Source organism: Embleya sp. NPDC005575 (genome assembly GCF_040605455.1).
Lineage (GTDB): Bacteria > Actinomycetota > Actinomycetes > Streptomycetales > Streptomycetaceae > Embleya.
The window spans coordinates 35,341-61,583 of sequence record NZ_JBEXCV010000013.1 but is presented as its reverse complement, the minus strand read 5'-3'; the positions used below and the strand labels follow the sequence as shown (position 1 = coordinate 61,583).

At 71.3% G+C, this 26,243-nt stretch carries 25 protein-coding genes and 1 pseudogene; 17 read left to right on the top strand and 9 right to left on the bottom strand.

The annotated features are described in order from the left end of the window. Positions 1–16: 16 nt before the first annotated feature. The 3 genes from ABZS54_RS06955 to ABZS54_RS06945 all read left to right on the top strand — a co-directional run bounded on the left by ABZS54_RS06955 (position 17) and on the right by ABZS54_RS06945 (position 1,084). The gene (locus ABZS54_RS06955) at positions 17–139 is read left to right on the top strand and encodes a hypothetical protein (protein WP_268812492.1); all 123 of its coding nucleotides are present in this window, start codon (positions 17–19) and stop codon (positions 137–139) included. Positions 140–194: 55 nt separating this feature from the next. Next, on the top strand, positions 195–515 hold the full coding sequence (locus ABZS54_RS06950; protein WP_355531856.1) for a hypothetical protein: 321 nt from the start codon (positions 195–197) through the stop codon (positions 513–515). Between the two features lie 326 nt (positions 516–841). Beyond that, entirely contained in the window at positions 842–1,084 is a 243-nt protein-coding gene (locus tag ABZS54_RS06945) for a chaplin (protein WP_355531854.1), read from the top strand. A 283-nt stretch (positions 1,085–1,367) separates the two neighbouring features. Here the strand turns inward: ABZS54_RS06945 and ABZS54_RS06940 are convergent, their stop codons facing one another. Further along, positions 1,368–2,138 carry an SDR family oxidoreductase gene (locus ABZS54_RS06940; protein ID WP_355531852.1) on the bottom strand — a complete coding sequence of 257 codons (771 nt, stop codon included), beginning with the start codon at positions 2,136–2,138 and terminating at the stop codon, positions 1,368–1,370. Positions 2,139–2,371: 233 nt separating this feature from the next. Between ABZS54_RS06940 and ABZS54_RS06935 the strand changes: the two genes are divergently transcribed. Then, positions 2,372–2,863, top strand: coding sequence for an Asp23/Gls24 family envelope stress response protein (locus tag ABZS54_RS06935; RefSeq protein WP_355531851.1), 492 nt, complete (start codon positions 2,372–2,374; stop codon positions 2,861–2,863). A 141-nt stretch (positions 2,864–3,004) separates the two neighbouring features. Here the strand turns inward: ABZS54_RS06935 and ABZS54_RS06930 are convergent, their stop codons facing one another. Continuing rightward, on the bottom strand, positions 3,005–4,060 hold the full coding sequence (locus ABZS54_RS06930) for a hypothetical protein (protein ID WP_355531849.1): 1,056 nt from the start codon (positions 4,058–4,060) through the stop codon (positions 3,005–3,007). A 166-nt stretch (positions 4,061–4,226) separates the two neighbouring features. Between ABZS54_RS06930 and ABZS54_RS06925 the strand changes: the two genes are divergently transcribed. The 6 genes from ABZS54_RS06925 (at position 4,227) to add (ending at position 11,590) form a co-directional block, all read left to right on the top strand. Further along, complete coding sequence (locus ABZS54_RS06925; protein WP_355531847.1) at positions 4,227–5,111, top strand: menaquinone biosynthesis protein; 885 nt, start codon at positions 4,227–4,229, stop codon at positions 5,109–5,111. 127 nt (positions 5,112–5,238) lie between these two features. After that, a complete protein-coding gene (gene mqnC, locus ABZS54_RS06920; RefSeq protein WP_355531845.1) occupies positions 5,239–6,429 on the top strand; it encodes a cyclic dehypoxanthinyl futalosine synthase in 1,191 nt (396 codons plus the stop codon). Positions 6,430–6,622: 193 nt separating this feature from the next. Continuing rightward, positions 6,623–7,867, top strand: coding sequence for an amidohydrolase family protein (locus ABZS54_RS06915; protein WP_355531843.1), 1,245 nt, complete (start codon positions 6,623–6,625; stop codon positions 7,865–7,867). A 446-nt stretch (positions 7,868–8,313) separates the two neighbouring features. Next, positions 8,314–9,012 (top strand): demethylmenaquinone methyltransferase, encoded by a 699-nt coding sequence (locus ABZS54_RS06910; RefSeq protein WP_355531841.1) that lies wholly within the window; start codon positions 8,314–8,316, stop codon positions 9,010–9,012. 121 nt (positions 9,013–9,133) lie between these two features. Beyond that, a complete protein-coding gene (locus ABZS54_RS06905) occupies positions 9,134–10,474 on the top strand; it encodes a geranylgeranyl reductase family protein (RefSeq protein WP_355531940.1) in 1,341 nt (446 codons plus the stop codon). A 90-nt stretch (positions 10,475–10,564) separates the two neighbouring features. After that, entirely contained in the window at positions 10,565–11,590 is a 1,026-nt protein-coding gene (add, locus tag ABZS54_RS06900) for an adenosine deaminase (RefSeq protein WP_355531839.1), read from the top strand. Positions 11,591–11,655: 65 nt separating this feature from the next. Here the strand turns inward: add and ABZS54_RS06895 are convergent, their stop codons facing one another. Continuing rightward, complete coding sequence (locus ABZS54_RS06895; protein WP_355531837.1) at positions 11,656–12,831, bottom strand: hypothetical protein; 1,176 nt, start codon at positions 12,829–12,831, stop codon at positions 11,656–11,658. After that, positions 12,828–13,352 carry a SigE family RNA polymerase sigma factor gene (locus ABZS54_RS06890; RefSeq protein ID WP_355531835.1) on the bottom strand — a complete coding sequence of 175 codons (525 nt, stop codon included), beginning with the start codon at positions 13,350–13,352 and terminating at the stop codon, positions 12,828–12,830. The genes ABZS54_RS06895 and ABZS54_RS06890 overlap by 4 nt, the downstream gene beginning before the upstream one ends. 152 nt (positions 13,353–13,504) lie before the next feature. Between ABZS54_RS06890 and ABZS54_RS06885 the strand changes: the two genes are divergently transcribed. The 3 genes from ABZS54_RS06885 (at position 13,505) to ABZS54_RS06875 (ending at position 17,838) form a co-directional block, all read left to right on the top strand. Beyond that, positions 13,505–13,828, top strand: coding sequence for a PadR family transcriptional regulator (locus tag ABZS54_RS06885; RefSeq protein WP_020549346.1), 324 nt, complete (start codon positions 13,505–13,507; stop codon positions 13,826–13,828). Next, positions 13,825–15,207, top strand: coding sequence for a hypothetical protein (locus ABZS54_RS06880; RefSeq protein WP_355531833.1), 1,383 nt, complete (start codon positions 13,825–13,827; stop codon positions 15,205–15,207). Before ABZS54_RS06885 ends, ABZS54_RS06880 begins: the two co-directional genes overlap by 4 nt. A gap of 336 nt (positions 15,208–15,543) precedes the next feature. Then, positions 15,544–17,838, top strand: a complete 2,295-nt coding sequence (locus tag ABZS54_RS06875) for a BTAD domain-containing putative transcriptional regulator (RefSeq protein WP_355531831.1) — start codon at positions 15,544–15,546, stop codon at positions 17,836–17,838. 346 nt (positions 17,839–18,184) lie between these two features. On the opposite strand, the gene ABZS54_RS06870 is transcribed toward ABZS54_RS06875, so the two are convergent. Further along, positions 18,185–19,126 (bottom strand): SGNH/GDSL hydrolase family protein, encoded by a 942-nt coding sequence (locus ABZS54_RS06870; RefSeq protein ID WP_355531829.1) that lies wholly within the window; start codon positions 19,124–19,126, stop codon positions 18,185–18,187. A 264-nt stretch (positions 19,127–19,390) separates the two neighbouring features. Here ABZS54_RS06870 and ABZS54_RS06865 point away from each other — a divergent pair, with 264 nt between their 5' ends. Beyond that, positions 19,391–20,608: a helix-turn-helix domain-containing protein gene (locus tag ABZS54_RS06865; protein WP_355531938.1), complete on the top strand. Its 1,218-nt coding sequence runs from the start codon at positions 19,391–19,393 to the stop codon at positions 20,606–20,608. Between the two features lie 145 nt (positions 20,609–20,753). Here ABZS54_RS06865 and ABZS54_RS06860 read toward each other — a convergent pair whose 3' ends face one another. From ABZS54_RS06860 to ABZS54_RS06850, 3 genes are all read right to left on the bottom strand, one after another. Continuing rightward, positions 20,754–20,945, bottom strand: coding sequence for a hypothetical protein (locus tag ABZS54_RS06860; protein ID WP_355531827.1), 192 nt, complete (start codon positions 20,943–20,945; stop codon positions 20,754–20,756). A gap of 155 nt (positions 20,946–21,100) precedes the next feature. Next, positions 21,101–21,808, bottom strand: coding sequence for an SDR family oxidoreductase (locus ABZS54_RS06855; protein ID WP_355531825.1), 708 nt, complete (start codon positions 21,806–21,808; stop codon positions 21,101–21,103). A gap of 119 nt (positions 21,809–21,927) precedes the next feature. Continuing rightward, the gene (locus ABZS54_RS06850) at positions 21,928–23,082 is read right to left on the bottom strand and encodes an acetyl-CoA C-acetyltransferase (protein ID WP_355531823.1); all 1,155 of its coding nucleotides are present in this window, start codon (positions 23,080–23,082) and stop codon (positions 21,928–21,930) included. Positions 23,083–23,713: 631 nt separating this feature from the next. Between ABZS54_RS06850 and ABZS54_RS06845 the strand changes: the two genes are divergently transcribed. Then, entirely contained in the window at positions 23,714–24,121 is a 408-nt protein-coding gene (locus ABZS54_RS06845) for a helix-turn-helix domain-containing protein (RefSeq protein ID WP_355531936.1), read from the top strand. Between the two features lie 658 nt (positions 24,122–24,779). Further along, positions 24,780–25,133 (top strand): annotated as a pseudogene (locus tag ABZS54_RS06840) (MerR family transcriptional regulator); the annotation flags it as partial. Positions 25,134–25,310: 177 nt separating this feature from the next. Here the strand turns inward: ABZS54_RS06840 and ABZS54_RS06835 are convergent. Beyond that, positions 25,311–25,757 (bottom strand): MarR family transcriptional regulator, encoded by a 447-nt coding sequence (locus ABZS54_RS06835; RefSeq protein ID WP_355531821.1) that lies wholly within the window; start codon positions 25,755–25,757, stop codon positions 25,311–25,313. A gap of 76 nt (positions 25,758–25,833) precedes the next feature. Here ABZS54_RS06835 and ABZS54_RS06830 point away from each other — a divergent pair, with 76 nt between their 5' ends. Continuing rightward, complete coding sequence (locus tag ABZS54_RS06830) at positions 25,834–26,205, top strand: cupin domain-containing protein (RefSeq protein ID WP_355531819.1); 372 nt, start codon at positions 25,834–25,836, stop codon at positions 26,203–26,205. Positions 26,206–26,243 lie beyond the last annotated feature (38 nt).

Here is a 26,243-nt window from a genome sequence, read left to right as displayed (position 1 = left end):
GTCTGAGGAGTTCGCCGTGATGGAGAGCGAGAAGAGCCGGGCGACCGGGATGTGGATCCGGATCGCGATCTACATCCTCGGATTCTCCGTCGTCTTCGGGGCACTGATGTTCACTGCGGTGACCTACGGCCACCGCTGAGTGCACGGCGCGTCAGCGCGCCGGCGGCCGGTCGCGGGCCCGTAGGCTCGCGCTCATGGAAAACGCGACTTCCTCCGACTCCACGACCCGCTACATTCGGCTCAACCTCGAAATCGTGCTGGAGGTCACCGACGCCGACGCGCTGCGTGCCGCGGCGCTGGACAGCGTCAAGGCGGACGAGGAGCTGTCCTCGGGCGACCGGGCCGACGCGACCGCGGCGATCGAGAGCGACCTGGCCGAGTCGGTCTCGTACCTGATCGACCCGTTCAGCCTTGTCGAGGACATCGCCGGCACCGAGCTGAGCGAGGCCGGCTGGCAGTCCGAGGGCGCCGAGTACCTGCCCGAGGACGATGACGAGGGCGACGAGGACGTCTGACGTCCCGACGGTTCGTGCCCCGGTCGATCGGGCGCGGCCTCGAACTCCGCAGACCCTCAGCAGACCGACCCCTACGTCCCCCACGCCCCGCGAAGCCTCGGCTTTGCGGGGCGTCGATCGTTTCGCGTGGGTGGGGTCGGTTCGCCCGGTGGGGCAGGAGTGGAGCCGGGGGTGCGCGGGCGCCTGCCACCGGCGTACGACGCAAGCATCCGTCCGCGCAGGGGTGAATCGATGGGCAACCGAACGGTCGGGCGTTGCTCGTCGCCGCAGCCTTCGTTGTCCCACGTGCCGCATCCGTTCGTGCGGCACTGTGACATGGAGGAAGAATGAACACGGTCAAGAAGGCGGCCATCATCACCGCCGCCGCCGGTGGCATCCTCGCTGCGGGCATGGGTGCCGCCAACGCCGGCTCCGGGGCGGACGGCGCGGCCGTCGGCTCGCCGGGTGTGGGTTCGGGCAACAACATCCAGGTCCCGGTGCACGTTCCGGTGAACGTGTGTGGCAACAGTGTCAACCTGGTCGGCCTGGTGAACCCGGCGTTCGGGAACGTCTGCGTCAATCAGGGCTGACGCGCGGGCACCTTGCGGTGGGCGCTGTACGGGGTGACCGGTACGGCGCCCTCCGTCGTCTTGGGTTCGCCTCAAGTGCCGGCGGGGCTGGTTGGCCTCAAGCGCCGGCGGGGCTGGTTGGCCTCAAGCGCCGGCCGGGCTGGTTGGCCTCAAGCGCCGGCCGGGCTGGTTCGCCTCAAGCGCCGGCGAGGCTGGGTGGCCTCATGCGCCGGCGGGGCTGGGTTGGCCTCATGCGCCGGCCGGGCCGGTTGGCTCGGCCGGCGGTTCGAGGGGGTGGGGCGGGTTAGGCGTGTGTGCCGCCGTCTATGCGGAGGGATGTGCCGGTGACGAATTTGCCGTCGTCGGAGGCGAGCGCGGCGATCATGCCGGCGATTACGTCGGGGTGGGCCATGCCCTCGCCGATGATCGGCATCAGCTTGCCGAAGAGTTCCCAGTCGGCGTCGTCCGGAACCTGGTTCGGGGTGTCGTCGACGATGCCGCTGGAGATGCTGCCGGGCGCGACGTTGACCGCGCGCAGGCCCTGACGGCTGTATTCGAGTGCGATCGCGTGGGTGAAGGCGTCGATCGCGCCCTTGCTGGCCGCGTAGGCCGCCATGTACGGGTGGGCGAAGCTCGCCGACGTGGAGCTGAAGTTGATGATCACGCCGTTGCCGGTCTCCAGGAGCGGGGGCAGCGCGGCGCGGGTCATCAGGAACGTGCCCGTCAGGTTGACGGTGATGATCTGGTTCCACTTTTCGAGCGGGAACGTGTGGGTGTGGCCGGCGCGCAGGATCCCGGCCGCGTTCACCAGCACGTCCAGGCCGCCCAGGCGCTCGACCACCTCGGCCACGCCCGTGCCGACCGCGTCCTCGTCGGACACGTCCAGCACGCCCGTGCTCAGCCGGGCGTCCACGCCCTTCTCCGCCGCCATCGCTCGGGTCTTCTCCAGCCCGTCGGCGTTGACGTCCGCCGCGTGTACCGTGCCCGCCTCGCTCAGCAGCCGCAGCACCGTGGCCTGCCCGATGCCCGAGCCGCCACCGGTGACGATGATGCGCCGATCCTGGAACCGCTCCACAGTGTTTCCTCCTTGGACGGGGTATACGGGTCCCATCACAAGCGGTTCCGACGCGCAGGAGCAAGCCTCCTGAACGGTTGGCCGGACGTGAAATGAAACATGTTCCAATTCACTTTCGCGGCCGATCGGATTAATTCGCCCGGATTGCGTGACGAATCGATCGGGAAGGGGTCACTCCTCATGTGAGGGAAGCCCGCACCTCTCACGAAGCGGCGAAAGACGAGGTTCCAGCCATGACAGACTCACCCGTCCACACACCCGACAAGACCACCGGCCGTCCGCACCGGCCCGAGCGGTCGGCGTCCGGCTCCGGACACCTCACCGAGGTGACCGCACTGGCAACGGACCGAGGGCGGACCTCGATCGCGGACGGAGTGGTGGCCAAGGTCGCCGGACTGGCTGCGCGCGAGATCCCGGGCGTGTACGCGCTCGGCAGTGGGGTCTCCCGGGCCTTCGCCGCGATGCGCAAGGCCGTACCGGGCGGTCGTCCGGACGCGGCGCGCGGAGTCAGCGTCGAGGTCGGCGAGAAGCAGTGTGCGGTCGACCTGAGCCTTGTGGTGGAGTACGGCGCGGCGATCGCCGAGGTCGCCGCGGCGGTGCGCGACCACGTGATCGAGTCGATCGAGCGCATGACCGGCCTGGAGGTGGTCGAGGTGGACATCTCCGTGGACGACATCCACATCGAGCAGGACGACGACGACACCTCCTCGCGCAACCTGGCGTGAGACCGGGCCGGCGGCCCCGAAGCCGCGTGGGAGAGGGCGGGACCGGATCGCTCCGGGCCCGCCCTCTTGTGCCGCCCACGGCCGCGCCGTTCGCGGCGCTCCGCAGTGGTGCCCGCGCGGCGCCGCCGTGCGCGGTGTTCGTCAGCGCCGGCGTCCGCGCAGGCTCAGGCCGACCGCGCCCACCACGATCGCCACGATCGAGGCCGCGAGGACCGACCAGGCCATCGTGGTCAGCGAATCCGTGAACACGTCGTAGATCGCCTCGATGCCCTCCCGGTTCAAGGTGTTGCGGGTGGCCAGATCGTCGGCGATCGGCCCGCTCGCGGCGGATACCAGGAGCAGCAGCAGGCCGCTTGTGACGAGCAGGCCGACGCCGGTCATGATCAGCGCGCGGAACCGGTTGACCGCGACCACCAGGCCGACCAGCAGCAGCGCCACGGTCAGGATCGGCAGCCACTTGCCCGCGTCGTCGACGGCTTGGAACGCGTCCCGGCCCTGCTTGGCCTCGGAGGCGTGCGGCAGTTGGGCCAGGTCGATCGGGATGCTGGTGGGCAGGCTCGCCTTCGACACCGGGATCCCGGCCTTGTTCAGCCGGGGCACGATCGCGTCGAGCGGGCTCTTGAGGTTGACCACCACCTTGTCGCCGTCCGCTGTGACGTTCTTGCTGTCCCGACCGAGGATGGACGACATCACCACGTCGTGCGCGGTGGCGATGCCGTCCTTCCAGACCGCCTTGAACGAGGGCTTGCCGATCTCCTCGTTCACCGCGCTCTGCACCACGTCGCGCGGTACCTGACCGCGCACGGTCGTCGGGAGTTGCTTGATCACCTCGTCGGTCATCAGCCGGGCGACCTCACTGCGGATCGCCGACTCGTCGATCAGCGCGACCGCGTTGTCGGTGAACCCCTGCTCGGAGACCACCTCCCAGCGCAGCCACAATGCGGACAGTGCCGGGATCGTCAGCAGCACCGCCAGCACCAGGCTGATCCCGGCGACGGTGCCGCGCAGCGCGCCGTACGCGGGTCCCGAGGGCTGCCGAGGCGGAGGCCCGTAGGAGCCGCCGCCGCCCGGACCGCCCGGTTGATACGGGCCGCCCGGATCGTATGCGGGCGGTGGGGCGGGCGTGGACGCATAGGGCGGGGGCGGGGGCGGGTAGCCGCCACCCTGGCCCGGATACGAGCCCGGGGACGAGTGCATCGCGCTTCCTCCGTCGTTGTGGTCGAACCGCCGTGGAATCGACTCGGCATCCGAGAATCTCACCCGTACGCCGCTGCCACTGCCGCGCGTGCGGTGTTGTGCCTGTTCGGTGACACCGGCCCGGGTCGGTACCGGTGATCCGTACACCCGGGCATAGCCTGCGGGGATGGACACTGTGGACAACGCGCCGCAAGCCGGCCGCCGGCGACCCCGGGTAGGCCATATCCAGTACCTCAACTGCCTGCCCATCTACTGGGGGCTGGCCCGCACGGGCTCGTTGGTGGATCTGGACCTGACCAAGGACACTCCGGACAACCTCAACGACGCCCTCGTGCGCGGCGACCTCGACATCGCGCCGATCAGCGTGGTCGAGTTCCTGCGCCATGCGGACGACCTGGTGGTGCTCCCGGACATCGCGGTGGCCGCCGACGGACCGGTGATGTCGGTGATGCTGGTCAGCCAGGTGCCGATCGAGAAGCTCGACGGGGCCCGGGTCGCGCTCGGTTCGCAAAGTCGCACCGGGGTTCGGCTGGCCCGGCTGCTGCTGGAGGAGAAGTACGGCGTGCGGCCCGAGTTCTTCACCTCGGCGCCCGACCTGGGCCTGATGATGCAGGAGGCGGACGCCGCGGTGGTGATCGGCGACGTCGCGCTGCGCGCGACGCTGTACGACGCGCCGCGCCTGGGCCTGCTGGTCTACGACCTCGCGTACGAGTGGAAGCAGTGGACCGGGCTGCCGTTCGTGTTCGCGGTGTGGGCCGCGCGCCGCGACTTCCTGGCCGCGTATCCGGCCGAGGTGCACGCGGTGCACCAGGCCTTCCTGGAGTCGCGCGACCTGTGCATGCGGGAGGTGGACAAGGTCTGCGAGCACGTGGCCCGGTGGGAGGCCTTCGACGCGGCCACGCTGGAGCGCTACTACACCGAGGCGCTGGACTACTCGCTCGGCGCGCGACACCTGCAGGGGATGGCCGAGTTCGCCCGGCGGACCGCGCGCGACACCGGGTACCCGGCCGACGTGCGAGTGCGGCTGCTCGACGCCCCGCAGGTTCCGTGAGCGCGCCGGATAGGCTCGTTCACGAGCATTCGTGCCGCGCCCACCCGCTCGGCGCTCGTCCGCTCGACGCGCACTCGTCGTACGCGCAACCGTTCCACTCGTATTCGTTCCATGCGGAGGCTTCCCCGTGATCAGCGATCTCCAGCCGGTCCTGGACCGGGCCGCCGGCGGTGGGCGGATCACGCCCGACGAGGCACTCGCCCTGTACGTACACGCTCCGCTGCACGCGCTCGGCCGGGCCGCCGACGCCGCGCGGCGCATGCGCTACGCGGACACCGTCGACATCGCGACGTACATCATCGAGCGCAACATCAACTACACGAACGTGTGCGTCACCGCGTGCAAGTTCTGCGCGTTCTACGCCCCGCCCAAGAGTGAGAAGGGCTGGGTCCGGGAGATCGACGACATCCTGCGTCGGTGCGCGGAGACGGTCGAACTCGGCGGCACGCAGATCATGTTCCAGGGCGGGCACCACCCCGACTTCGGCGTCGAGTACTACGAGCGCTCGTTCGCCGCGATCAAGGCCGAGTTCCCGCAGCTGGTCATCCACTCGCTCGGTGCCTCCGAGGTCGCGCACATGGCCAAGGTGTCCGGGGTGGGCATCGAGGAGGCCATCACGCGCATCCACGCGGCGGGCCTGGACTCGTTCGCGGGCGCCGGCGCGGAGCTGCTCCCGGAGCGCCCGCGCAAGGCGATCGCCCCGCTGAAGGAGTCTGGCGAGCGCTGGCTGGAGATCATGGAGACAGCGCACGGGCTGGGCGTGGAGTCCACCTCGACGATGCTGATGGGCACCGGCGAGACCAACGCCGAGCGGATCGAGCACCTGCGGATGATCCGCGACGTGCAGGACCGCACGGGCGGCTTCCGGGCCTTCATCCCGTACACCTACCAGCCGGAGAACAACCACCTGAAGGGGCAGACGCAGGCCACCCTGCTCGAATACCTGCGCCTGATCGCGGTCGCCCGCCTGTTCCTGCACAACGTCGCGCACATCCAGGGCTCGTGGCTGACCACGGGCAAGGAGGCCGGCCAGCTCACCCTGCACTACGGCGCGGACGACCTGGGCTCGGTCATGCTCGAGGAGAACGTGGTCTCCTCCGCGGGCGCCAAGCACCGTTCCAACCGGATGGAGCTGCTGCACCTGATCCGCGCCGCCGGCCGGATCCCGGCCCAGCGCGACACCACGTACAACCACTTGGTCGTGCACGACGACCCGGCGAACGACCCGGTCGACGACAAGGTGATCTCGCACTTCTCCTCCACGGCCCTCGCCGGCGGTACCGCCCGCACCGAACTCGAGGTCGTCGACGCCCGCTAGTCGAGGGCTGACGCATGGTGATCGGCGGGGCGGCCGCCGCGCTCGTGGTGGTCGGCGCCGGTGGTGTGCTTCTCGCCCGCAAGCGTCGCGGGACGCAGCAGGCGTAACCGCGACACGTCGTGACACGAACCGCCGTCGGCCCGCGGCTCGACGGCGGTTCCGTGCGTCGCAGGGGGCTTGGGATGATGGGCGCATGTCGTTGACCCTGCATGTTGCGCCCGTTGTCCTGCCGATGGTGGATGCCGAGCCCATTCGTGACGGTGCCGTGCTCGTGGAGGACGGTCGGATCATTGCGGTGGGCTCGCGGCGCGAGTTGAGTTCGGAGGGGGCGCGCGAGCGGGTTTGGCGCGGGGTGCTGATGCCGGGGCTGGTGAACGCGCACGCGCATCTGCAGTACACCGACTTCGGGGATCTCGCGCTGTCCGGGCTGGCCTTCCCGGAGTGGATTCGGACGTTGACCGCGCGGCGGGCCGACTTCTCCGAGGTGATGTGGCAGGAGAGCGCGCGACGCGGGGTGCATCACATGTTGCGGTCGGGGACCACGGCGGTGGCGGACGTGGTCACCGATCCGTGCGTGCTCGTGCCGGTGGGCCGGTCGGGGCTGCGCGGGATCAGCTATGTCGAGGTGATCGCGGACGACGCGATGTGGGTGGGCGGGCGGCGGGCGGCCTTCCTGGACGCGCTGGACGGGGCGAGCGGCGGGCGTGCGTTGGGCGTGTCGCCGCACACCCCGTTCACGGTCGGTACGGCGGTGTTCAAGGAGTGCGTGACGATCGCGCGCGAGCGCGGACTGCGGCTGCACCCGCACCTGGCGGAGACCGCGCACGAGGCCGAGTTCATCCGGCACGGCACCGGCCGGTTCGCCGAGCTGAACCGGGCCGTGGGGATGGCCCTGGAACTGCTCGACGGCGGCAGCGGCGGCGGCCCGGGGGCCTACCTGGCCGGGTTCGACGGGCTGGGCCCCGATGTGCACGTCGCGCACGGCGTGCACCTGGCCGCCGAGGATCGCGCGCTGCTGCGCGAGCAGGACACGGCGGTCGCGCTGTGCGTGCGCTCGAACGCGATCCTGGCGGCGGGGGAGCCGCCGGTCGCCGACTACCTGGCCGAGGACGCGCCGCTCGCGCTGGGCACCGACTCGCTCGCCTCATCGCCGTCCCTGGACATGTGGGAAGAGGCGGCGGCGGTCCGGGAACTGGCGATCCGTCAGGGCTACCGCGCCGACGACCTGGACCGGCGCCTGGTCGAGGCGGTCACGGTCGGCGGCGCGGCGGCGATGGGCGGCCTCGACGGCGCGGGCACGTTGCGCCCGGGCGGTCTCGCCGACCTCGCGGTGTTCGACGTGCCGACGCAGGGCGACCCGTACGCGGCGCTGCTCGCGCACGGCACCGGGTCGTGCGTGGCCACCGTGCTCGGCGGACGGCTCGTGCATCGGCGGTGACGGTGGGCCCGAAGGGGTGGTGCCGGGTGGCGCGCGATCGTTTCCGCACGAGCACGCATGGCCGCGCAGACCCCGGGCAGGCGCATGGTCGGGACGACACGGTTCCCCACGAGGCACTTTTTCGACCCGGGCCCTGCCTGCTCGGGAGGAGGAGGTACACCATGTCTGTCGCTACCCGCATTCGTTCCATCGTCCATGCCGTGACGCCGCGTCGTCGGGGCCGTCGCACCGGCGGCGGTGGCGGCGTGGGCATCGGCGCCCGCATCGGCCGCGTCGGCGGCGGTGTCGGAGCCAACAAGCGTGGCGTCGGCGGTGGCGTCGGGCGGCGGTGACCGCGCGGCGCCGGCACGGCGCGCACCGGGCGGGTCGCGTGCGCTACGCGACCCGCCCGGTGCGTTGCGCGCCCCCAGGGCCCGAGGGCGGGCCGGGCGCGAGATGATGGCCGGGTGACCCGAGCCTCCCTGGACAAGCAACCGCGTGAAGTCGCGTCGATGTTCGACGCGGTCGCGGCACGCTACGACCTGACCAACACCGTGCTGTCGATGGGCCAGGACCGGTCCTGGCGCAAGGCCGTCGCGCGTGCCGTGGACGCCCGCCCGGGAGAGCGCGTGCTTGACCTCGCGGCCGGCACCGGCACCTCCTCGCTGCCCTTTCGGGACGCGGGCGCGGAGGTGGTGCCGTGCGACTTCTCCGTGGGAATGCTGCGCGAGGGCAAGCGCAAGCACCCCGAACTGCCCTTCACCGCGGGTGACGCGACCAGGCTCCCGTTCAAGGACGCCACGTTCGACGCGGTGACCATCTCGTTCGGTCTGCGCAACGTCAGCGACACCGAGGGCGCGCTGCGCGAGATGTTGCGGGTGACCCGGCCGGGCGGGCGATTGGTCGTCTGCGAGTTCAGCAGGCCCACCTGGCGCCCGTTCGAGACCCTGTACGTGGAGTATCTGATGCGCGCGCTGCCGCCGGTGGCGACCGCGGTCAGCAGCAACCCGGACGCGTACGTCTACCTGGCCGAGTCGATCCGCGCGTGGCCCGATCAGGCGGGCCTGGCGGCGCTGGTCGGCAAGGCGGGCTGGGAGCACCCGGCCTGGCGCAACCTCACCGGCGGGGTCGTCGCGCTGCACCGGGGCTTTCGACCGTCCAGGTGACGCTCGGGCCGGTTTCGCGCTCCGGCCACGGCACTGGTGCCGTGCCGGCAGTGGTGGCCACAGGCTGCCGCCCGCCTGCTCCTCATAGACTTGTCCGGCCGGAACCGTCCCGGTTTCGGTACTGCCGCAAAGACTTCCAGGGGAGTCGTCCGTGACCGACGCAGCGCCCGTCACAACCACCAAGCGCGCCGACTCGACGCATGAGGCCGACGTCATCGTGGTCGGGGCCGGTCCGGCCGGATCGACCACGGCGTATCACCTGGCCAAGTCCGGTGTCAGCGTGATCCTGCTGGAGAAGACCGAGTTCCCCCGGGAGAAGGTCTGCGGCGACGGACTCACCCCGCGCGCCACCAAGCAGCTGATCGCGATGGGCGTGGACACCTCGGTCGAGGCCGGCTGGCTGCCGAACAAGGGTCTGCGCATCCTCGGCGGCGGCATGCGCCTGGAACTGGACTGGCCCGACCTGGCCAGCTATCCCGCGCACGGCCTGGTCCGCAAGCGGGCCGACTTCGACGAGATCCTGGCCCGCCAGGCGGCCTCCGCCGGCGCCAAGCTGTACGAGCGCGCCAACGTCACCGGCCCGATCCTGGACGACCGTACCGGCCGGATCGTCGGCGTCAGCGTGCGGATGAACGGCTCGAAGGAGGAGACCGTCTTCCGCGCGCCGATCGTGGTCGCCGCGGACGGCAACTCGACCCGGCTCTCGCTCGCGATGGGTTTGCACCGCCGCGAGGACCGCCCGATGGGCGTCGCGGTGCGCACCTACTTCAAGTCCCCGCGCAGCGACGACGACTACCTCGAGTCGTGGCTGGAATTGTGGGACCGGCGCGACGGCCAGGAGAAGCTGCTGCCCGGCTACGGCTGGGTGTTCGGCATGGGCGACGGCACCTCGAACGTGGGCCTGGGCCTGCTGAACACCTCCTCCGCGTTCAAGGACATCGACTACCGCGACCTGCTCAAGGGTTGGGTCGCGGGCATGCCGGAGGAGTGGGGCTACACCGACGAGAACCAGGAGGGCCCGATCCGGGGCGCCGCGCTCCCGATGGGCTTCAACCGTCAACCGCACTACACCAAGGGCCTGTTGCTGGTCGGTGACGCGGGCGGGATGGTCAACCCGTTCAACGGCGAGGGCATCGCCTATGCGATGGAGTCCGGCGAGATCGCGGCCCAGGTGATCACCCAGGCGGTGGCCCGGCTGACCCCCGAGGGCCGCGAGCGGGCGCTGCACGACTACCCGCGCATCCTCAAGCAGACCTACGGCGGCTACTACACGCTCGGTCGGGTGTTCGTGAAGCTGATCGGCGACCCGCGGGTGATGAACTTCGCCACCAAGCACGGCCTGCCGCACCCGATGTTGATGAAGTTCGTGCTCAAGATGCTGGCCAACCTGACCGACCCGCGCGGCGGCGACGCGATGGACCGGATCATCAACGGCATGGTGCGGATCGCGCCGGCGGCGTGATGCGCGGGTAGTGCCGGCGTAGTGCGCGCGTAGTGGTGGTGTGCTTGGCTCGGCGGCGCACCATCACTACGACTCCGGAGGACTGCTCCCATGCAAGACGCCCGCGACATGCGCGACTTCATCGCCGGATTGCCCAAGTGCGAGCTGCATCTGCACATCGAGGGCACGTTGGAGCCCGAGCTGAAGTTCGCGCTGGCCGAGCGCAACGGGATCGAGCTGCCGTACTCCTCGGTCGAGGAGATGCGTGCCTCGTATCGGTTCGACAGCCTTGCGTCCTTCCTCACGGTCTACTACGAAGGCATGCAGGTTCTGGTGCACGAGCCGGACTTCTACGACCTGGCCATGGCGTACCTGCGCAAGGCCGCCGCGCAGAACGTGCGTTACGTGGAGATGTTCTTCGACCCGCAGGCGCACACCGGTCGCGGCGTGCCGTTCGACGTGGTCGTGCGCGGGCTCACCCGGGCGATCGGGGATGCGCGGCGCGAGTTGGGCATCCGGGCTCAGTTGATCATGTGCTTCCTGCGCGACTTCCAGGCCGAGTACGCGATGGCCACGCTGGTGCAGTCGCTGGCGTACCGGGAGTGGATCGTGGGGATAGGGCTCGACTCGGACGAGCGCGGCAACCCGCCGGCCAAGTTCGCGGCCGTGTACGCGCGGGCGCGGGCCGAGGGCTTCCGGCTCACCATGCACTGCGACGTCGACCAGGAGAACAGCGTCGAGCACATCCGCCAGGCGATCGAGGACATCGGCGTGGACCGGATCGACCACGGCTCCAACGCCCTGGAGGACCCGAAACTGGTCGCGGCGATCAAGGAGCGCGGGCTCGGCCTGACGGTGTGTCCGGTCTCCAACTCCTTTGTGGTGGACGGGATCAAGGAGCAGGAGATCCGGCGGATGCTGGACGAGGGCATCCTGGTCACGATCAACTCGGACGACCCGGCGTACATGGACGCGTACGTGCTGGAGAACCTCGAACGCACCCAGGAGGTCCTGGGCCTGAGTCGGGCCGAGGTGGCCCGCTTCGAGTACAACGCGTTCGCGATCGCGTGGCTGCCGGAGGATGTGCGGGACGGGTATGTGGCCGAGTTGGACTCTTACACGGCGGCTGCGCGATGATTCCGAAGACGAGCCGAACCCCGGTGACTTGCAAGGGAGTTCGGCTCGTCCGCTGAACGGCGCGATCAGCGAAGCGGGGCGGTCCAGGTGTTCGGGGCCCTGCAGTTGCCGAAGGTCATCGACGCGAGCATGCGCTCGAGTGCCGCATAGGGCACCACGTTGGTGTCGGTGACGGTGATCAGCACTTCGCAGCCGTTCACCTTCGCGACCATGCTTGCGCCTCCTTCGGGCATGAACAGGCCGGCAGCGGGCCGGGTGAAGTACCAGGTGTCGTGTCCGGCGATCACCCGCGGCGCACCGGATCGTTCGACCATGCCCAGGTGGCCGCTGTCCCCGGCCATGACGTGGATGCGCAGCGCGCCCTGTTCGGACAGGCTCAGCAGTGAGCTCCGCTTCAGCACGGGTTGCGCGGCGGCGCCGAAGACGAGCACGGAATTCGCCTGGTTCGGGTCGCCGGTGTTCGAGCCGCCGTAGTCGAGCCGGAGGGTGTCCGGCACGAAGCCGAGTCGGTACGGCGTGGTGGTGCCGGTCGGTTCGAGCCGGACCGCCTCGGCCAGGCGCAGCAGGTCGGCGCGCTGCCGGGGACCGGAGACGATCACCCAGGAGCCGGTGGCATCCCGCCAGGCGACCACCGATGCCCGTACGTCCGTGGGCGTGGCGGGCACCAGCTTTCCGTTCGCGTCGACCGTGCCCTTCTTGACGGCGGAGGCATTCTCCGGACCGGTGTGGTTCGAGGCCGGATCGATCAGATAGTTCTCGACGAGGCGGGCCGGATGTCCCTGCACGGTGATCGCCTCGCCGGCGTCCAGCGCGGCCACGTCCACGTCGGCAGGCGCGTAGACGCCGACGATCCCGTCCCTGCCGCCGACAGTTCGGGCCTCGCCGACCGGCCGAAGATCGTCCGAGCGGATGGTTGCCAACGCGGTGCTTCCCGAGAAGCCCCGTTCCATGACGAACAGGCCCTCGGCCCCGTCGACGCCGATGGACACCGCAGGCGGCTTCACCATGGGTGCGGCGGGGCCGGTCACTTGCTGCGGTCCGTTGTCGGTCAGCAGCGCGAATCCGCTCGGCGCGGCGGCGCCGATCGCGAGCACGGCGGCCACGCCCAGTCCGGCCGCGATCCGGCGTCGTCGGCGTGTGCGTCGGGCTCCGGTGTACGCGGCCTCGATCATTCCGTCGGCTGTGGGGGCCAGGTGCTCGTGGCGGGTGAATGCCTCTTCGAGGTCTCGAACTTCGGTCACGCCGGCTCTCCTTGGCTCATCGAGGGGATTCTGGGCAGCTCCACGGACAGCTGCACGCGCAGGGTGGCCAGGGCCCGGGACGCGTAGGCGCGGACGGTGCCGGGCCGGCAGTTCAGGGTGTCGGCGATCTCGTCGTCGGTGAGTCCTTCGTAGTAGCGCAGGATCAGGACGGCGCGATGTTGGCGAGGCAGGGCGATCAGGCGACGCCACAGGTCGTCTCCGGCGCCGACGGCGGCGGCGTGGTCCGGCACGCTGGGGGCGTCCGGGCCGCTGATCGCCTCGTAGGTCAGGGCCACCGTGCGCACGGCCTTGCGTCGGCGCAGGGACAGGAACTCGTTGGTGACCATCGTGCGCACGTAGGCGTCCGGTCGGTCCAGGGAACCGATGCGTTTCCAGCGCACGAGCGCCTTCGTCAGGGCTTCCTGGACGAGGTCTCGCGCCAACTCCCGTTCCCCGCACAGCAGCGCGGCATACCGCAGCAAGGCCGGCAGCCGGGCTGCCGCGAAGTCCTCGAACCGCATGGTGTCGTCTCCTTGTTCGAAAGCCTCCGCTACTACAAATGCGGGCCGGGCCCGATCCGCTGCGCGGGCCGAGCGGATATCGCGGCGGTCGCGGATTCGAGCACTACTACGCATTGCGTGGTACCGTGCGACGCACAAGAGCTGGAGGGGTCATGGATCCGAGTCAGTTGCTCAAGGGAGTGCTGGACCTCGCGGTGCTCGCCGTGCTGCGCGAGGAAGACGGCTACGGCTACGACGTGTTGCGCAGGTTGCGCAAGGCCGGCCTCGACGACGTGGGTGACGCGTCGGTCTACGGCACGCTGCGGCGGCTGTACAACGCCGGACTCCTCACGTCCTACGTGGTGGCCAGCGACGAAGGCCCGAACCGCAAGTACTACGCCTTGAACGAGCCCGGCCGAGAGCGGTTCCGGGAGTCCACCGACACGTGGAACTCGTTCGCCCGGACGATGTCGGAACTGGTGGGGGAGACCCGATGAAGGACACCGCACTGCACCCCGTCGCGGAGGACTACCGCGTCGAGGTAGCCCGCATTCTGGCCGACCTCCCGGCCTCCGAGGCGGAGGAGATCCTGGACGACGTCGGGGTGAACCTGAGCGAGGTGGTCGCCGAACTCGACGGCGCGGTCACCTCGGAGTCGCTGCGCGCACGTCTGGGCACCCCGCACGAGTACGCGGCCGAACTGCGTGCGGCGGCCGGGTACCCCCCGCTGACGCCGACCGAATCGGGCCGGCTGTCGCAGTTCGGCAAGGTCGAACTCCTGTGCCTGGGACTGCTCGTGGCGCTCGGCGCGGCGTTCGTGACCGGCATCGGGATCGGTGCCGCGAAAGACGGGGAGGACCGGTGGTGGGTCTTTCCTTGCCTGCTGGGCCTGGCTGTCGAGGCACTGAACGCACTGTGGTTGCGCGGCCGTGAGCCGGGACTGCCCGAGGTCGCCGCACTGTCGATCAGCCGACGTGCGAGGGCTCTCGGGGAGTCCTTGCGCACGGGCCGATGGGCCGAACCGGTGCGCTTCCTGATGGGTCTGCAAAGCGCGTGGTGGGTGGCGCGGGCGCTGATCGTGGCCGTGCTGGCGTGGGTCGTGGCGGGCGGCGTGTGGTGGCCGGTGGGCGCCGGTGTCCTGGCCCTGGTCGGGTCGTTGTGGCTGGGCCCGCGTGCGGCTCGCGATCGTCGACTGGTGTGGGCGGCGGTGCCGATCAACGCGCTCCTGATCGGGGCCGGGATCGGGGTGCTCGGCGCGGGGCAATTGAATCCGGACGGGGTCTCGATGGAGCGGGTGGCCTACGCCCCGCAGCCGCAGTACCCGTCGCGCTTCCATACCCCGGAGGGGAGTCCGCTGGACCCCGGCACGCTGCTGGGCACGCTGGACGGGCAACGACTGCAGAACATCTATCCCTTCGACGCGCAGGGTCGCCCGCTCAAGGACGTATTGCTCTTCGACCAGAACGGCAAGCAACTCGGGCTCGCTACGGCCGACTACGACTATCGGTGTGGGCCCGCGTGGTCGAAGCCGAACCCGGTGCCCAATCGGGAGAGCCTGCCGTTCCCGCAGCCCCGGGTGGTCGTCGAGCCGGGCGGGGCCAACTGCCGGGTCGAGGAGGGCACGGCGCCCTTTACGATTGCGATCCCGGTGCGACCGGGAGGCCAACCCTCGGCGAATCCGGGCGCGGTGCCGCCGCCCGGTGCGCAACTGCCGCAGAGCGCACCGTCGGCGACTCCCTCGGCCGGCGTCTCGGGCGCGCCGAACCTGGCGAACCCGACCACCCCGCCGGTGCCGCCGAACTCGGCTCCGCCCGCCTCCCCGGCGAACCCGAAGGCTGCGGAGTCGGCGACCGAGCCTTCGCAGAACGGGAGTTGAGGCTCGGGGCCCGCCCCGATCCGGGGCCCGGGACCGACGGTCGTCGACCGTCCGGTCCCAAATGACAGGGCGCGGTGTCGGTGGGTGATGTGTGGCCGGCCGGCGCCGCGTTCGTGCCGGTCGGCGTCGTCGTCCGGGCTCGCGTTCGGCGAATCGGCGCCGGAGGGGCCGTCGTCGGGTGGATGGCGAGTGGGCGGCAGGTCGGCGGCAGGACGACGGCAAGGGCGTTCATCGGGCGTCGAGTGAGCGTTGAACGCGACGTGGGACAACGGCCGGACGACTTCAGCCCCGGCCGCCGCTCGGTCGCTCGTGACGCATCAGTAAGGTCTCATATCCATGCTGACGTTTCGTGTTCTGGGAGCGCTCGAGGCGTGGGACGGTGACCGACCGGCCGACCTGCGCGGCCCGCGCCATCGGGCCGTTCTCGCTCGGCTCGTCCTGGCGCGGGGGCACGTCGTACCGGTCGACCGGTTGATCGAGGACCTGTGGCACGGTGAGTCGCCGCACCGCGCGCTCGGCTCCGTACAGACCTTCGTGTCGCACCTGCGCCGTGCGCTCGAACCCGACCGCGCGCCGCGCACACCCTCGACCGTGCTGGTGACCGCGCCGCCGGGTTACGCCTTCCGGGTCGGCACGGACGAGGTCGACGCGTGGCGCTTCGAGGCACTGGTACACCGGGCCGGCGGCCTACTGGCGGCCGGCGCCGCCGAGGAGGCGCTGCGTGAGTTGACCGCGGCGCTGGACCTGTGGCGCGGGCCGGCGTACGCGCAGTTCGCCGACGAACCGTGGGCTCGGCCGGAGGCGGCCCGGCTGGAGGAGTTGCGCCTGGTCGCGGTCGAGCGCCGGGCCGAGGCCGGCCTCGCGATCGGGCAGGCGTCCGGGATCGTGCCGGGCCTGGAGGCGCACGCGGCCGCACACCCGTTGCGCGAGGAGAGCTGGCGACTGCTCGCGCTGGCGATGTACCGATGCGCGCGTCAGGGCGACGCGCTGGCCGTGCTGCGCCGGGTACGGACCGCGCTGCGCGAGGAGTTGGGGGTCGAGCCGGGCGCGCGGTTGCAGCGCCTGGAGGCGGACATCCTGGCGCACGCCGCGGAGTTGGACGCACCGACGGCGACGCCGAACGCGACGGGAGCCGCTGCGCCACCGCTTCGGGAGGTGCCGGGCGCGGCGCGGATCCATCCCGCGATCTCTTCCGACCACAGCTCGGATCACAGGTCGGGCCACATTTCCGAGCACACTTCCGAGCAGGGTTCCGAGCGGATTTCCGGCGATGTGGCAAGGGGCGAGTACGTGGCGCGCATGACCACCTTGATCGGCCGGGCCGAGGAGACCGCGACGCTGCTGGCTGCGGCGAAGCGCGCCGATGGGCGGCTTGCGGTCGCGCTGGTCAGCGGCGACCCGGGCGAGGGCAAGACCGCATTGACGGAGCACGTCCGGGAGTTGCTGGCCGCCGAGGGCTGGCGGGCCGCGTGGGGCCGCTGCCCGGAATCCGGCGGCGCGCCGGCGGGGTGGCCGTGGACGCAGATGTTGCGCACGCTCGCGGCGGTGAGTCCCCCGGACGAGGAGACCGCGCGCGTGTTGGCACCGCTGCTCGCCGACTCGTTCGTTCCGGTCGGCGATCAGGCCGCGGCGAAGTTGAGACTGCATCAGGCGGTGGTGGGCTACCTGGCCCGCGCCACCGCCGAGACGCCGTGGCTGCTGGTCCTGGACGACGTGCACCGCGCCGACGAGGAGACGTTGGCACTGCTGTGCCACCTGGCCACCGACCGGGACGCGACCGGACGGGTGCTGCTGGTGGTCACCTACCGGCACAACGAGGTCGGCGACCTGCTCGCCGACGCGCTCGCCCGCTTGGCACGATGCGGCCCGGAACGCATCGAACTCACCGGCCTGGCCCCGGAGGCGGTCGCCGACCTGGTCCGCGGCGCGGTCTCGGCGCCGATCGACGAGGACACCGTCCGGGCGATCGTGGACCGCACGGCGGGCAACCCGTTCTACGTCCTGGAGACGGCGCGGGTACTCGCGGCCGAGGGGGCGCACGCAGCGGTGTCCGAGGTCCCGGTCGGGGTACGGGACGTGATCCGGCGGCATGTCGCGGGGTTGCCGAAGGCCGCCCAGGAGGTGCTCAAACAGGCCTGCGTGCTCGGTCGGGACATCGACGTCGACGTGCTGTTGGCACAGGGCGGCACCGACGAGGACACCGTGCTCGACGCGGTCGAATCGGCGCTGCTGACGGGACTGCTCGTCGAGCCGGACGCGGGCCAACTACGGTTCACCCACGCGCTGGTCCGCGACACGCTCTACGAGGACCTGTCCCAACTGCGCCGAGCCCGCATGCACGCACGCACGGCCGAGGCGATCGAGGCTGTGCGCCCGCGGGACGTGGCGGCGCTGGCGCACCACTACCTGGCCTCGGCATCCCGCGCGACGGCCGCCAAGGCCACCCACTTCGCCCGCCTCGCCGCACTCGACGCGGAGATCCACTTCGCGTACCGCGAGGCGGCCGAGTTGTGGCGCGGGGCACTCGTGGCCTTCGAACGCTCCGGCGTCACGGACGAGGTGGCCCGAAAGGAGATGGAGGCGGGAGCGGATCGCTCCCTCGCCCAATCGGGAGACCACAGCCACGACTGAACCCGCACGTGGGCTACGGGCCGCTCCGGCCATCGAGCACCGGCACGGTTGTGGGGCGCGGGGGCGGGCGGCTTGGTTGCGGGATGCGGCGAGCCGGTTGCCCGCGCCTGGGCCGCCGTGCGCGGCCGGCCTGCGCGCCGGTGTGCTCTGCCGGTCCGCTGCACGCCCGTTGCTCCGAGCCCGGGCTGTCATCCGCTTCCCGTAAGCGTGCCGGTCCACTCCGTGCCCCGCTCCGACCCGGGCCCCGTGTGTATCCCGTCGTCATGCTGTTCGCCGGACACCCCGTGCCGTCCGCGCGCCTCCGCAGGCCGGGGGCGCGCGGCGCGGGTGTGGCCGGGCTGGTCGGTCAGTCGGGGATGTGGGTCGCGATGATCGTGGCGTAGTTGGCTTCGCCGCAGCGGTTGGGGTGTAGAGGGGCGGCCAGGTCGGTGGGGACGTAGCCCTCCACCCACTTGGCTCCGGGAGCCTGGCACGCGTCGTGGCCGGTGCTGGGGCCGGCCACGTCCACGTAGTCGGCGCCGTGTGTGCCGGCTTGGGCGGCGATCGTTGCGTTGAGGCGGTTCACGCTGCCCTGGAGGTAGTCCGCGTCGACACCGAGGACCGGCTGGTACGGCCAGCAGCCGCCGGGCTTGATATACAGGCCGTAGCCGGTGACCACGACCCGCGCGTGCGGTGCGCGTTGGTGGATGCCGTTGAGTACCGCACCGAGTTTCGGCGCGAAGGCGTCTATGCGTTGGGCGATTTGGTCGACCCCGCCGGCCGTCCACTTGTCCCGGCACGGAGCCGCGAACGGGTTGAGTGTCGCGCAACCCTGGGCTATCCCCACCAGGCCCACGTCGTTGCCGCCGATGGTCAGGGTGACCAGCGTGGTGTCCGTACCCAGCGCGTCGAACTGCGGCGGCGCCTCGCCCATGTCGACGCCGGCCACGGACAGGTGCTGCGGTGACGTCATGTCGTTGCTGTCCGCGCCGCTGCACGTCACATCCCGCAACTCGGCGATGTTCAGGCGCGCCGCGAGTACGTGTGCGTAGTTGTTGGTGGACCGGCCGCACGCGAGCGGCCCGGTGATGTCCGGGATCAGCGGACCCGAGGCCATCGAGTCGCCGAGCGCGACATAGACCTGACGATCCGCCGCGCCCGCCGGCCCGGTCGCGGCGACCAGGACGGCAAGGGCCAGTGCGCCGGCCACGATCGCCGCTGCGGTCCCGCGGCCGAACCCGCGCAGGCGACGATGTGGATCCCGGGGACTGCTGTGCAGCCGACTCCTCGTGCGTGCAGCAGAGTTCATGACGACTCCCGCCGGTCGTGGAATGTCCCACGCGTCATCATGCAGACTCGGACACAGCGGCTTAACTGGTGAGTAACACAGACTTTCCGGGAGGTCCCTGTGACACGTGCCAACTCGCCGCGTGACCGGACACGCGCCGCACGCGCGGCGCCCAGCGAACACGCCGCGCCCGCTGCGTCCAACTCGCCCACCGCGCCCAAGAGGGCCAACACCCCCAACGCCCCCACCGCACAATCACACCCCGATCGACCCCGCCCCGGACCGCTGCGGATCGGCGGGCGGCCGGTGGCGGCCCGATTGCGGGCCGGCGCGCCCAGGTTGACCAGGGAGGTGCTGGATCGGCTGCCCGCCGAGTTGCCCGCGTACGCGGCGCTGCCGGCCGAGGAACTGGCCGGGGACATCGCCGAGATCGTGCAGCACACGGTGCGCTTGTTCGCCGATGTGGTCGAGGGCCGGCTCGCGGCGGCCGATGCGGATCTCGGTCCGCAGCGAGCCTCGGCGGCCCAGCGGGCGGAGGAGGGCGTACCGCTCGACGCGATCCTGACCGCCTATCAGATCGGCGTCGAAATGTGCTGGCGGGAGACGACCGGCCAGGCGCGACCGGAGGAACTCGGCGACGTACTGACCCTGTTCGCCGATCTGTTCGGACTCCAGCGGGCCATCGTCGCGGCGGTCAGTTCGGCCTACCTGGAAGCCCGCCGACTGCTGGAGGGTCCTGAACAGAGCGGCCGTTACGCGCTGTTCGCGGCCCTGCTCGCAGGCGAGTCGGCGGACACGGTGGCCGGCCGGACGGGAGTGCGCCCGGCCGCCCACTATCTGGTCCTGACCCTTGTTCTCGCCGCACATCCGGACGAGGCGCGCCCGGGCCCGTGCGCCGCCATCGCCGCGCGGCGCAAGCTGCGCCGGATCCGGCAGGCCCTGGACGGCTTCACCGGCCGCCCCGCGCTGACCGCGCTCGACCCGGGCGGCGGGACCGCGCTGCTGCCGATGGACGCCGCGCCCGACTGGCCGGAGGTACGGGCCCTGATTGCGCACGCCGCCGACGCGGCCGACACCCCGATCACCGCCTCGGCCGCGCTCACCGAGCCCACCGGCATTCCGGAAGCGGTGGACCGCAACACCGAGGTGCTCCGGCTGATCCGCAGCAGCGGCCGCGGCCCTGGCCTGTACCTGCTCACCGACGTCCTGCTCGACTACCAACTCAGCCGCCCGAGCGCCGCGTTGGCCGGTCTGGCCGGCCTCCTGGAGCCGCTCGACCGCAGGCCCGAACTACTGCTCACGCTGGCGACGTACCTCACCCACGGCCGCGACCGCCGGGCCACCGCCGCCATCCTGCACCTGCACCCGAACACGGTCGACTACCGCATCCGCCGGGTGACGGGCCTCACCGGCCTGTCCCCGAACCGCGTCGAGGACCTGCATCGGCTGAACGCGGCCCTGGTCGCGCGGCGGACGTTGGGCGCGGAGACGTCGGGCGGCTGACCGCAGCGGCCGAACGGGGCGACCGACCGGGCGCCGGGGGCCGGGCCGGAGGCGCCAAGTGCCGCTGGACGTAACGGTGGTCGATGTGGGTGTTGGGCCCAAGGAGCCGATCTCGTGGTCGGCCGGCGGGCGAGCCGGGCGGAGATCACGCCGACCGACTCACCGACGAGTGCGCGGAGGGGCCGACCAGGCCGGAGCGCACCGAACGCGCCGGCCAAGCCGAGCGCACCAGTCGGGCGAACGCGCCGGCCAAGCCGACGGGACCGAACGCGCCGACCATGTCATCGGTTTCCGACCCGGACCCGTCCCGATCCGCGACAGCGCCTTCCGAACCCACGGTTCGTCACCTCGCCCGGGTCCATCGCGACACGCGTCGTCGCGTCGAAAGGCGACCGCAGCCACCCCGCCTCGCGATCGACCGCCTGCGCCGAGCCATCGGCGCACTCGGCCGAGCGAGCCGGCAGCGAGCGAGGCCGCCGGGACGCAGTCAGGTCAGCGGCGGAGCGTCGGGTACAGCACCTCCGGGTCGGCGGACAGGGCGGCTTTGGCGTCCCGGCTGTAGTGGTCGGCGAGGACCTCGTACTGCTCGGCCTCGACCGCGTCGAGGGTCTGCGCGGCCACGTCCTCGGGGGCGATCTTGGGCAGTTGTACGCCGGCTGCCATGTCCGTGTCGATGAAGCCCGCGTGCACGCCGACCACGAGGGTCCCCTGGGCGGCGAGTTCCAGGCGCAATGCGTTGGTGAGGGACCAGGCGGCAGCCTTGGAGGCGCTGTACGAGCCGACCTGAGGGAGGGTCATGAAGGACAGCACGGAGAGCATGTTGACCAGCGCGCCGCCGCCGTTGCGGGCCAGGACGGGGGCGAAGGCGCGGCTCAGGGAGAGCGTGCCGAAGTAGTTGGTCTCGATCTCGGCGCGCGCCGCGTCCAGGGTCTCGGCACGCAGGAGCGACGCGGAGTGGGATACGCCCGCGTTGTTGACGAGCAGATCGACGTCGCCGAGCCGGTGGGCGACCTCGGCGACCTGTTCGGGGTCGGTGATGTCCAGCCTGACCGGGACGACGCCCGGGTCGGTGATGGTGTCCGGGTCGCGGGCACCCGCGTACACAGTGCGTGCGCCGCGGTCGACCAAGGCGCGAGCGAAGGCGCGGCCGAGGCCACGGTTGGCGCCGGTGACGAGGGCCACCGAACCAGGGATCTTCATGCTGGGCTGCTTTCGGAGGGGTGGAACTGCCGTGAATAGTCGGCGAGTTGGTCATCCGGCCGCCCGCCGATCGGGTCTGTTCGGCCGGCGGCCGGCCGGACGGCCGGTGGACGGGTGGGTCAGGCCAGACGCTCGATGATGGTCACGTTGGCCATGCCGCCGCCCTCGCACATGGTCTGCAAGCCGTAGCGGCCGTTGGTGCGTTCGAGCTCGTTGAGCAGCGTGGCGAGCAGCTTGGTACCGCTCGCGCCGAGCGGGTGGCCGAGCGCGATCGCGCCGCCGTTGACGTTGACCCGTTCCGGATCGGCGCCGGTCGCGCGCTGCCAGGCCAGGACCACGGACGCGAACGCCTCGTTGATCTCGACCCGGTCGATGTCGTCCATCGTCAGGCCGGTGCGCTCCAACGCCCGAGCGGTCGCCGGGATCGGTCCGGTGAGCATCATGATCGGGTCGTCGGCCAGGACGGTGAGGTGGTGGATCCGCGCCCGTGGCCGCAACCCGTGTACGCGCAGGGCACGTTCGGAAACCACGAGGGTGGCCGAGGCGCCGTCGGAGACCTGGCTCGCCAGCGCCGCGGTGATCCGGCCGCCGGGACGCAGGCTGGGCAGCGAGCGGATCTTGGCGAGGTCGGGTTCGCGCGGGCCCTCGTCGCGGGTGACCTCGCCGTACGGGACGATCTCGCCCGCGAACCGCCCCTCGCGCTGGGCGTGCAGCGCGCGCTCGTGCGAGGTGGCGGCGAATGCCTCCATGTCCTCGCGGGTGAGCCCCCAGCGCTCGGCGATCAGCTCGGCCGCACGGAACTGGCTGATCTCCTGGTCGCCGAACCGCGCCTGCCAGCCCAGCGCGCCGTCGTACGGAGTCTCGAAGCCGAACTCCCGCCCGGCGCGCAGCGACGAGGAGAGCGGTACGGCGCTCATGTTCTGCACACCGCCGGCGACCACGACGTCGGCGGTGCCGCTGAGTACGGCCTGCGCGGCGAAGTGCACGGCCTGCTGGGAGGAGCCGCACTGGCGGTCGATGGTGGTGCCCGGGACGCTCATCGGGAGACCCGCGGAGAGCCAGGAGGTCCGGGCGATGTTGCCGGCCTGCGGGCCGATCACGTCGAGACAGCCGAAGATCACGTCGTCCACGGCGGCGGGGTCGATGCCGGTGCCGTCGATCAGGCCGCGCAGGATGTGCGCGCCGAGATCGGCGGGGTGGACCTTGGCAAGACTTCCGTTGCGCTTGCCGACCGGGGTTCGGATGGCGTCGACGATGTACGCCTCGTTGCTCATGAGCGGCCGCCTTTCGACAGATGCACTCGGGCCTTGCGGCGTTTCGGGTGGGACGGGGTACCGAAGGCCTGGTGAGTTGGAAAATCCAACTTGCCTTTCGTCAACGTAGCGCGGGTGAGTTGGAGATGGCAACCTTGTCGATGTGGTTGTCATGAGTGGTTCTACGAACGGTTCGCCCCCCGACGACTCCGCCGCGCGCCCCGGCAACGCCTCGGCCCGCCCGGGAGCCGCCCCCTCGGCCACCGCGAGCGGCGTTACGGGGCCGGCGGGTGGCGCGGCCGGGCCTGCGGCGGGCTCGGCGGGCAGTGGCCCAGGGTCGGCAGCGGGTTGGCCAGGCAGCGGCCCGGGATCGGCGGGCGGTGCGGGAGGGCCCGCAGCGGGTTCCGTCGATGATGGCCCGGGACCGGTGGGCGGTATGGCGGAACCCGCGACGGGCTCGGCGGGCGAGGTGGTGAGTCGCGCGCGCCGTACGACGGGCCCCGAAGGCGACACCTCATGCCGGGGTGCCGAGGGCCTGTCGGGTGGGTCGGTCGAGACCTCTTCCGCCGAGGCGCCCGATCGTCCCGCCGGCGCGCCCCGCGCCGCCCGCGCTCCCGTCGGCCGACCGTGTTCGGTCGCGGCGACGCTTGCCGTGGTGGGGGAGAAGTGGGCGCTGTTGGCGGTACGCGAACTGAGCTTCGGCAACCACCGCTTCGACGCGATCGCCCGCAACACCGGCGCGCCGCGCGACATCCTGACCACCCGGCTGCGCGCAATGGAGGCGGCCGGCATTCTGGAGCGCCGCCGCTACCAGGACCGCCCGCCGCGCTTCGAATACCACCTGACCGCCCAGGGTCGTGACCTTGCACCGGTGCTCCAGACCCTGGCGTCCTGGGGCGACCGCTGGCTGGCCGAGGAACCACCGGTGGTTTTCCGACACGGCGACCACGAACTCGACGTCGCGGTGATGTGCCGGACCTGCGGCGCGGAGGTCGAGCCCGGCAGCGTGCAGCTACACGCCCACGCGCACGGATGGGACCGGTCCGGGCCGGTCGGCTGAGGGCCACGCGCCGGACCGTCCGTGGCCCGCCCGGGAATGACCGGCGCCTGATCGGGCTTGCGCCACTGCGGCCGGTCGGGTCTCCGGGTCCGGCACGGGTCTCGATCCGTCGTCTCGAAGCGCAGCCTCTCGCGCGTTGCCGCACTCCAAGCGAGAGCGCCGCTCTTGAACCGCCGTCTCGGAACACGTGCACCGCTCCCGAATCACTGCTCCGAGGTGTGAGCACCGGACACGACCGAGAGCACCGCTCTGGCGTCCGGTCCTGCCGCCTGCCGCCCGCCGCCCGCCGCCCGCCATTTGGCAGGGGTGGGCGGGGGCTGCGCTTGCGAAGCGAATGGGCAACCGACTGCGCCTGATGGATGGCGAGTCGCGCGCTTTCGGCCCCGCTCCGCGCCCGCGTGCTCACCCGCTCAGCGCTCGGCTACCATCCGCGCTACGCGCCCGCCACGAGACGGTCGCTCCGCGTCGGCCGGCTCGTTCGCTACGCGTCTCCGCCACAAGGCCGGCCGGTCCGCGCCGACTGGGCGTTTGCCCGCCCGGCCCACCGACTCAGCACCCGTTCTGCGGCCCGCGCGCCCGCCCGGTCCACCCGTTCTGTGCCCGCGCGCCCGCCCGGTCCACCCGTTCTGTGCCCGTGCGCCCGCCCGGTCCACCCGTTCTGTGCCCGTGCGCCCGGCCACCCCGCCCTGTCGGCGTCGCCAGGCACGGTCGCGTATCGGTTCGCATGCTGCGGCATTACGACGCGATCGGGCTGTTGCGGCCCGCCCGCGTCGATCCGGACAGCGGCTATCGCTTCTACGAGGCCGGCCAACTCGCGCGGCTCAACCGGGTGACCGCGCTCAAGGACCTCGGCTTCACCCTTCACCAGGTGCGGAGCATCCTGGACGAGCGGGTGAGCGTCGGGGAACTGCGCGGGATGCTGCGGCTGCGCCGGGCCCAACTCGCCGTCGCCGTCGCGGCGGACGCCCTGCGGCCGGCCCGGGGCGAGGCGAGGCTCCGGACGATCGAAGCCGCTACGCCCGGCGATCCGGAACAGCGGGTTACGGAACTCCAGGAGCCGATCGCCGCCGACTGAACCGGGATGCCGACGGGGTGATCGCACGATCGGGCCCTGACGGATCGGCCACGCACATACGTCCGCACGTCCGCCCGTGCGGTCGATTGCTGCCGTCACCCGCGTGGGGTTTCCTCACAACGGGCGGAACAGGCGCGCCAGGTCCGGCCCGGCGGATGTGGCGACCATCGCCGCCAATACCCGTCGTACGGCGGCCACGTCATCCGCGCCGACCTCCCGCGTCAACCTGCCCTCGTACTCGGCGTGGAACTCACGCACCACCGCCAACATCGCAACCCCGCCCGGCGCCAGGTGCAACTGCTTCGCGCGCTTGTCCACCGGGTCCGGACGGCGTTCGACATAGCCGACGGCCACCATCTCGTCGATCACCTTCGCCGCGCCCTGCGCCGTGATCCCGAGCCGTTCGCCGAGCTGCGTAGCAGTCACCGCCTCCCGGTCCAATGTGCGCAGCACGAAGCCGTACGACGACCCCACCACGGGGAACCCGCGTTCCGCCAAGTGCGCGTGCAGCTCTTGGACGAAGGCCTGGTAGGCGTGCCCCAACAACAGTCCGAAATCCACGCTTGACGCCCTCCATGGAAATATGCTCAACTTCGGTTGTATACCTTGGTTGAACACTCTAGCCGAAAGAACCGCGATGCCTCTCATCAAAGCTGCCGACGCGCCGCTCTTCGCAGCTCCGCTGATGACCGCCACCGGCCTCGCCGCCCCGAGCCGCGGCTCGAAGGAGAACAGCGTCTGGCGCTTCACCATGCACCCGGGCAACCCCGGCCGCGAACACGCCGTCACCCGCGAGGAGATCTTCATCGCGATCAGCGGCCAGGCCGTCGTCACTCTCGACGGTGAAACGCGCGACTTCCACGCCGGTGACGCCCTCATCGTCCCCGCGCACGTGCCCTTCGGTATCGCTGTCCCGGGTGACGAGCCCTTCGAGGCGGTCGCGGTCCTGCCCGTCGGCGGCCGGGCCGAGATGGGCGGCGACCTGATCGATCCGCCGTGGGCGCAGTAGACCCGTACTTCCTGTTTCTCCCTGCCTCCGCTTCTGCC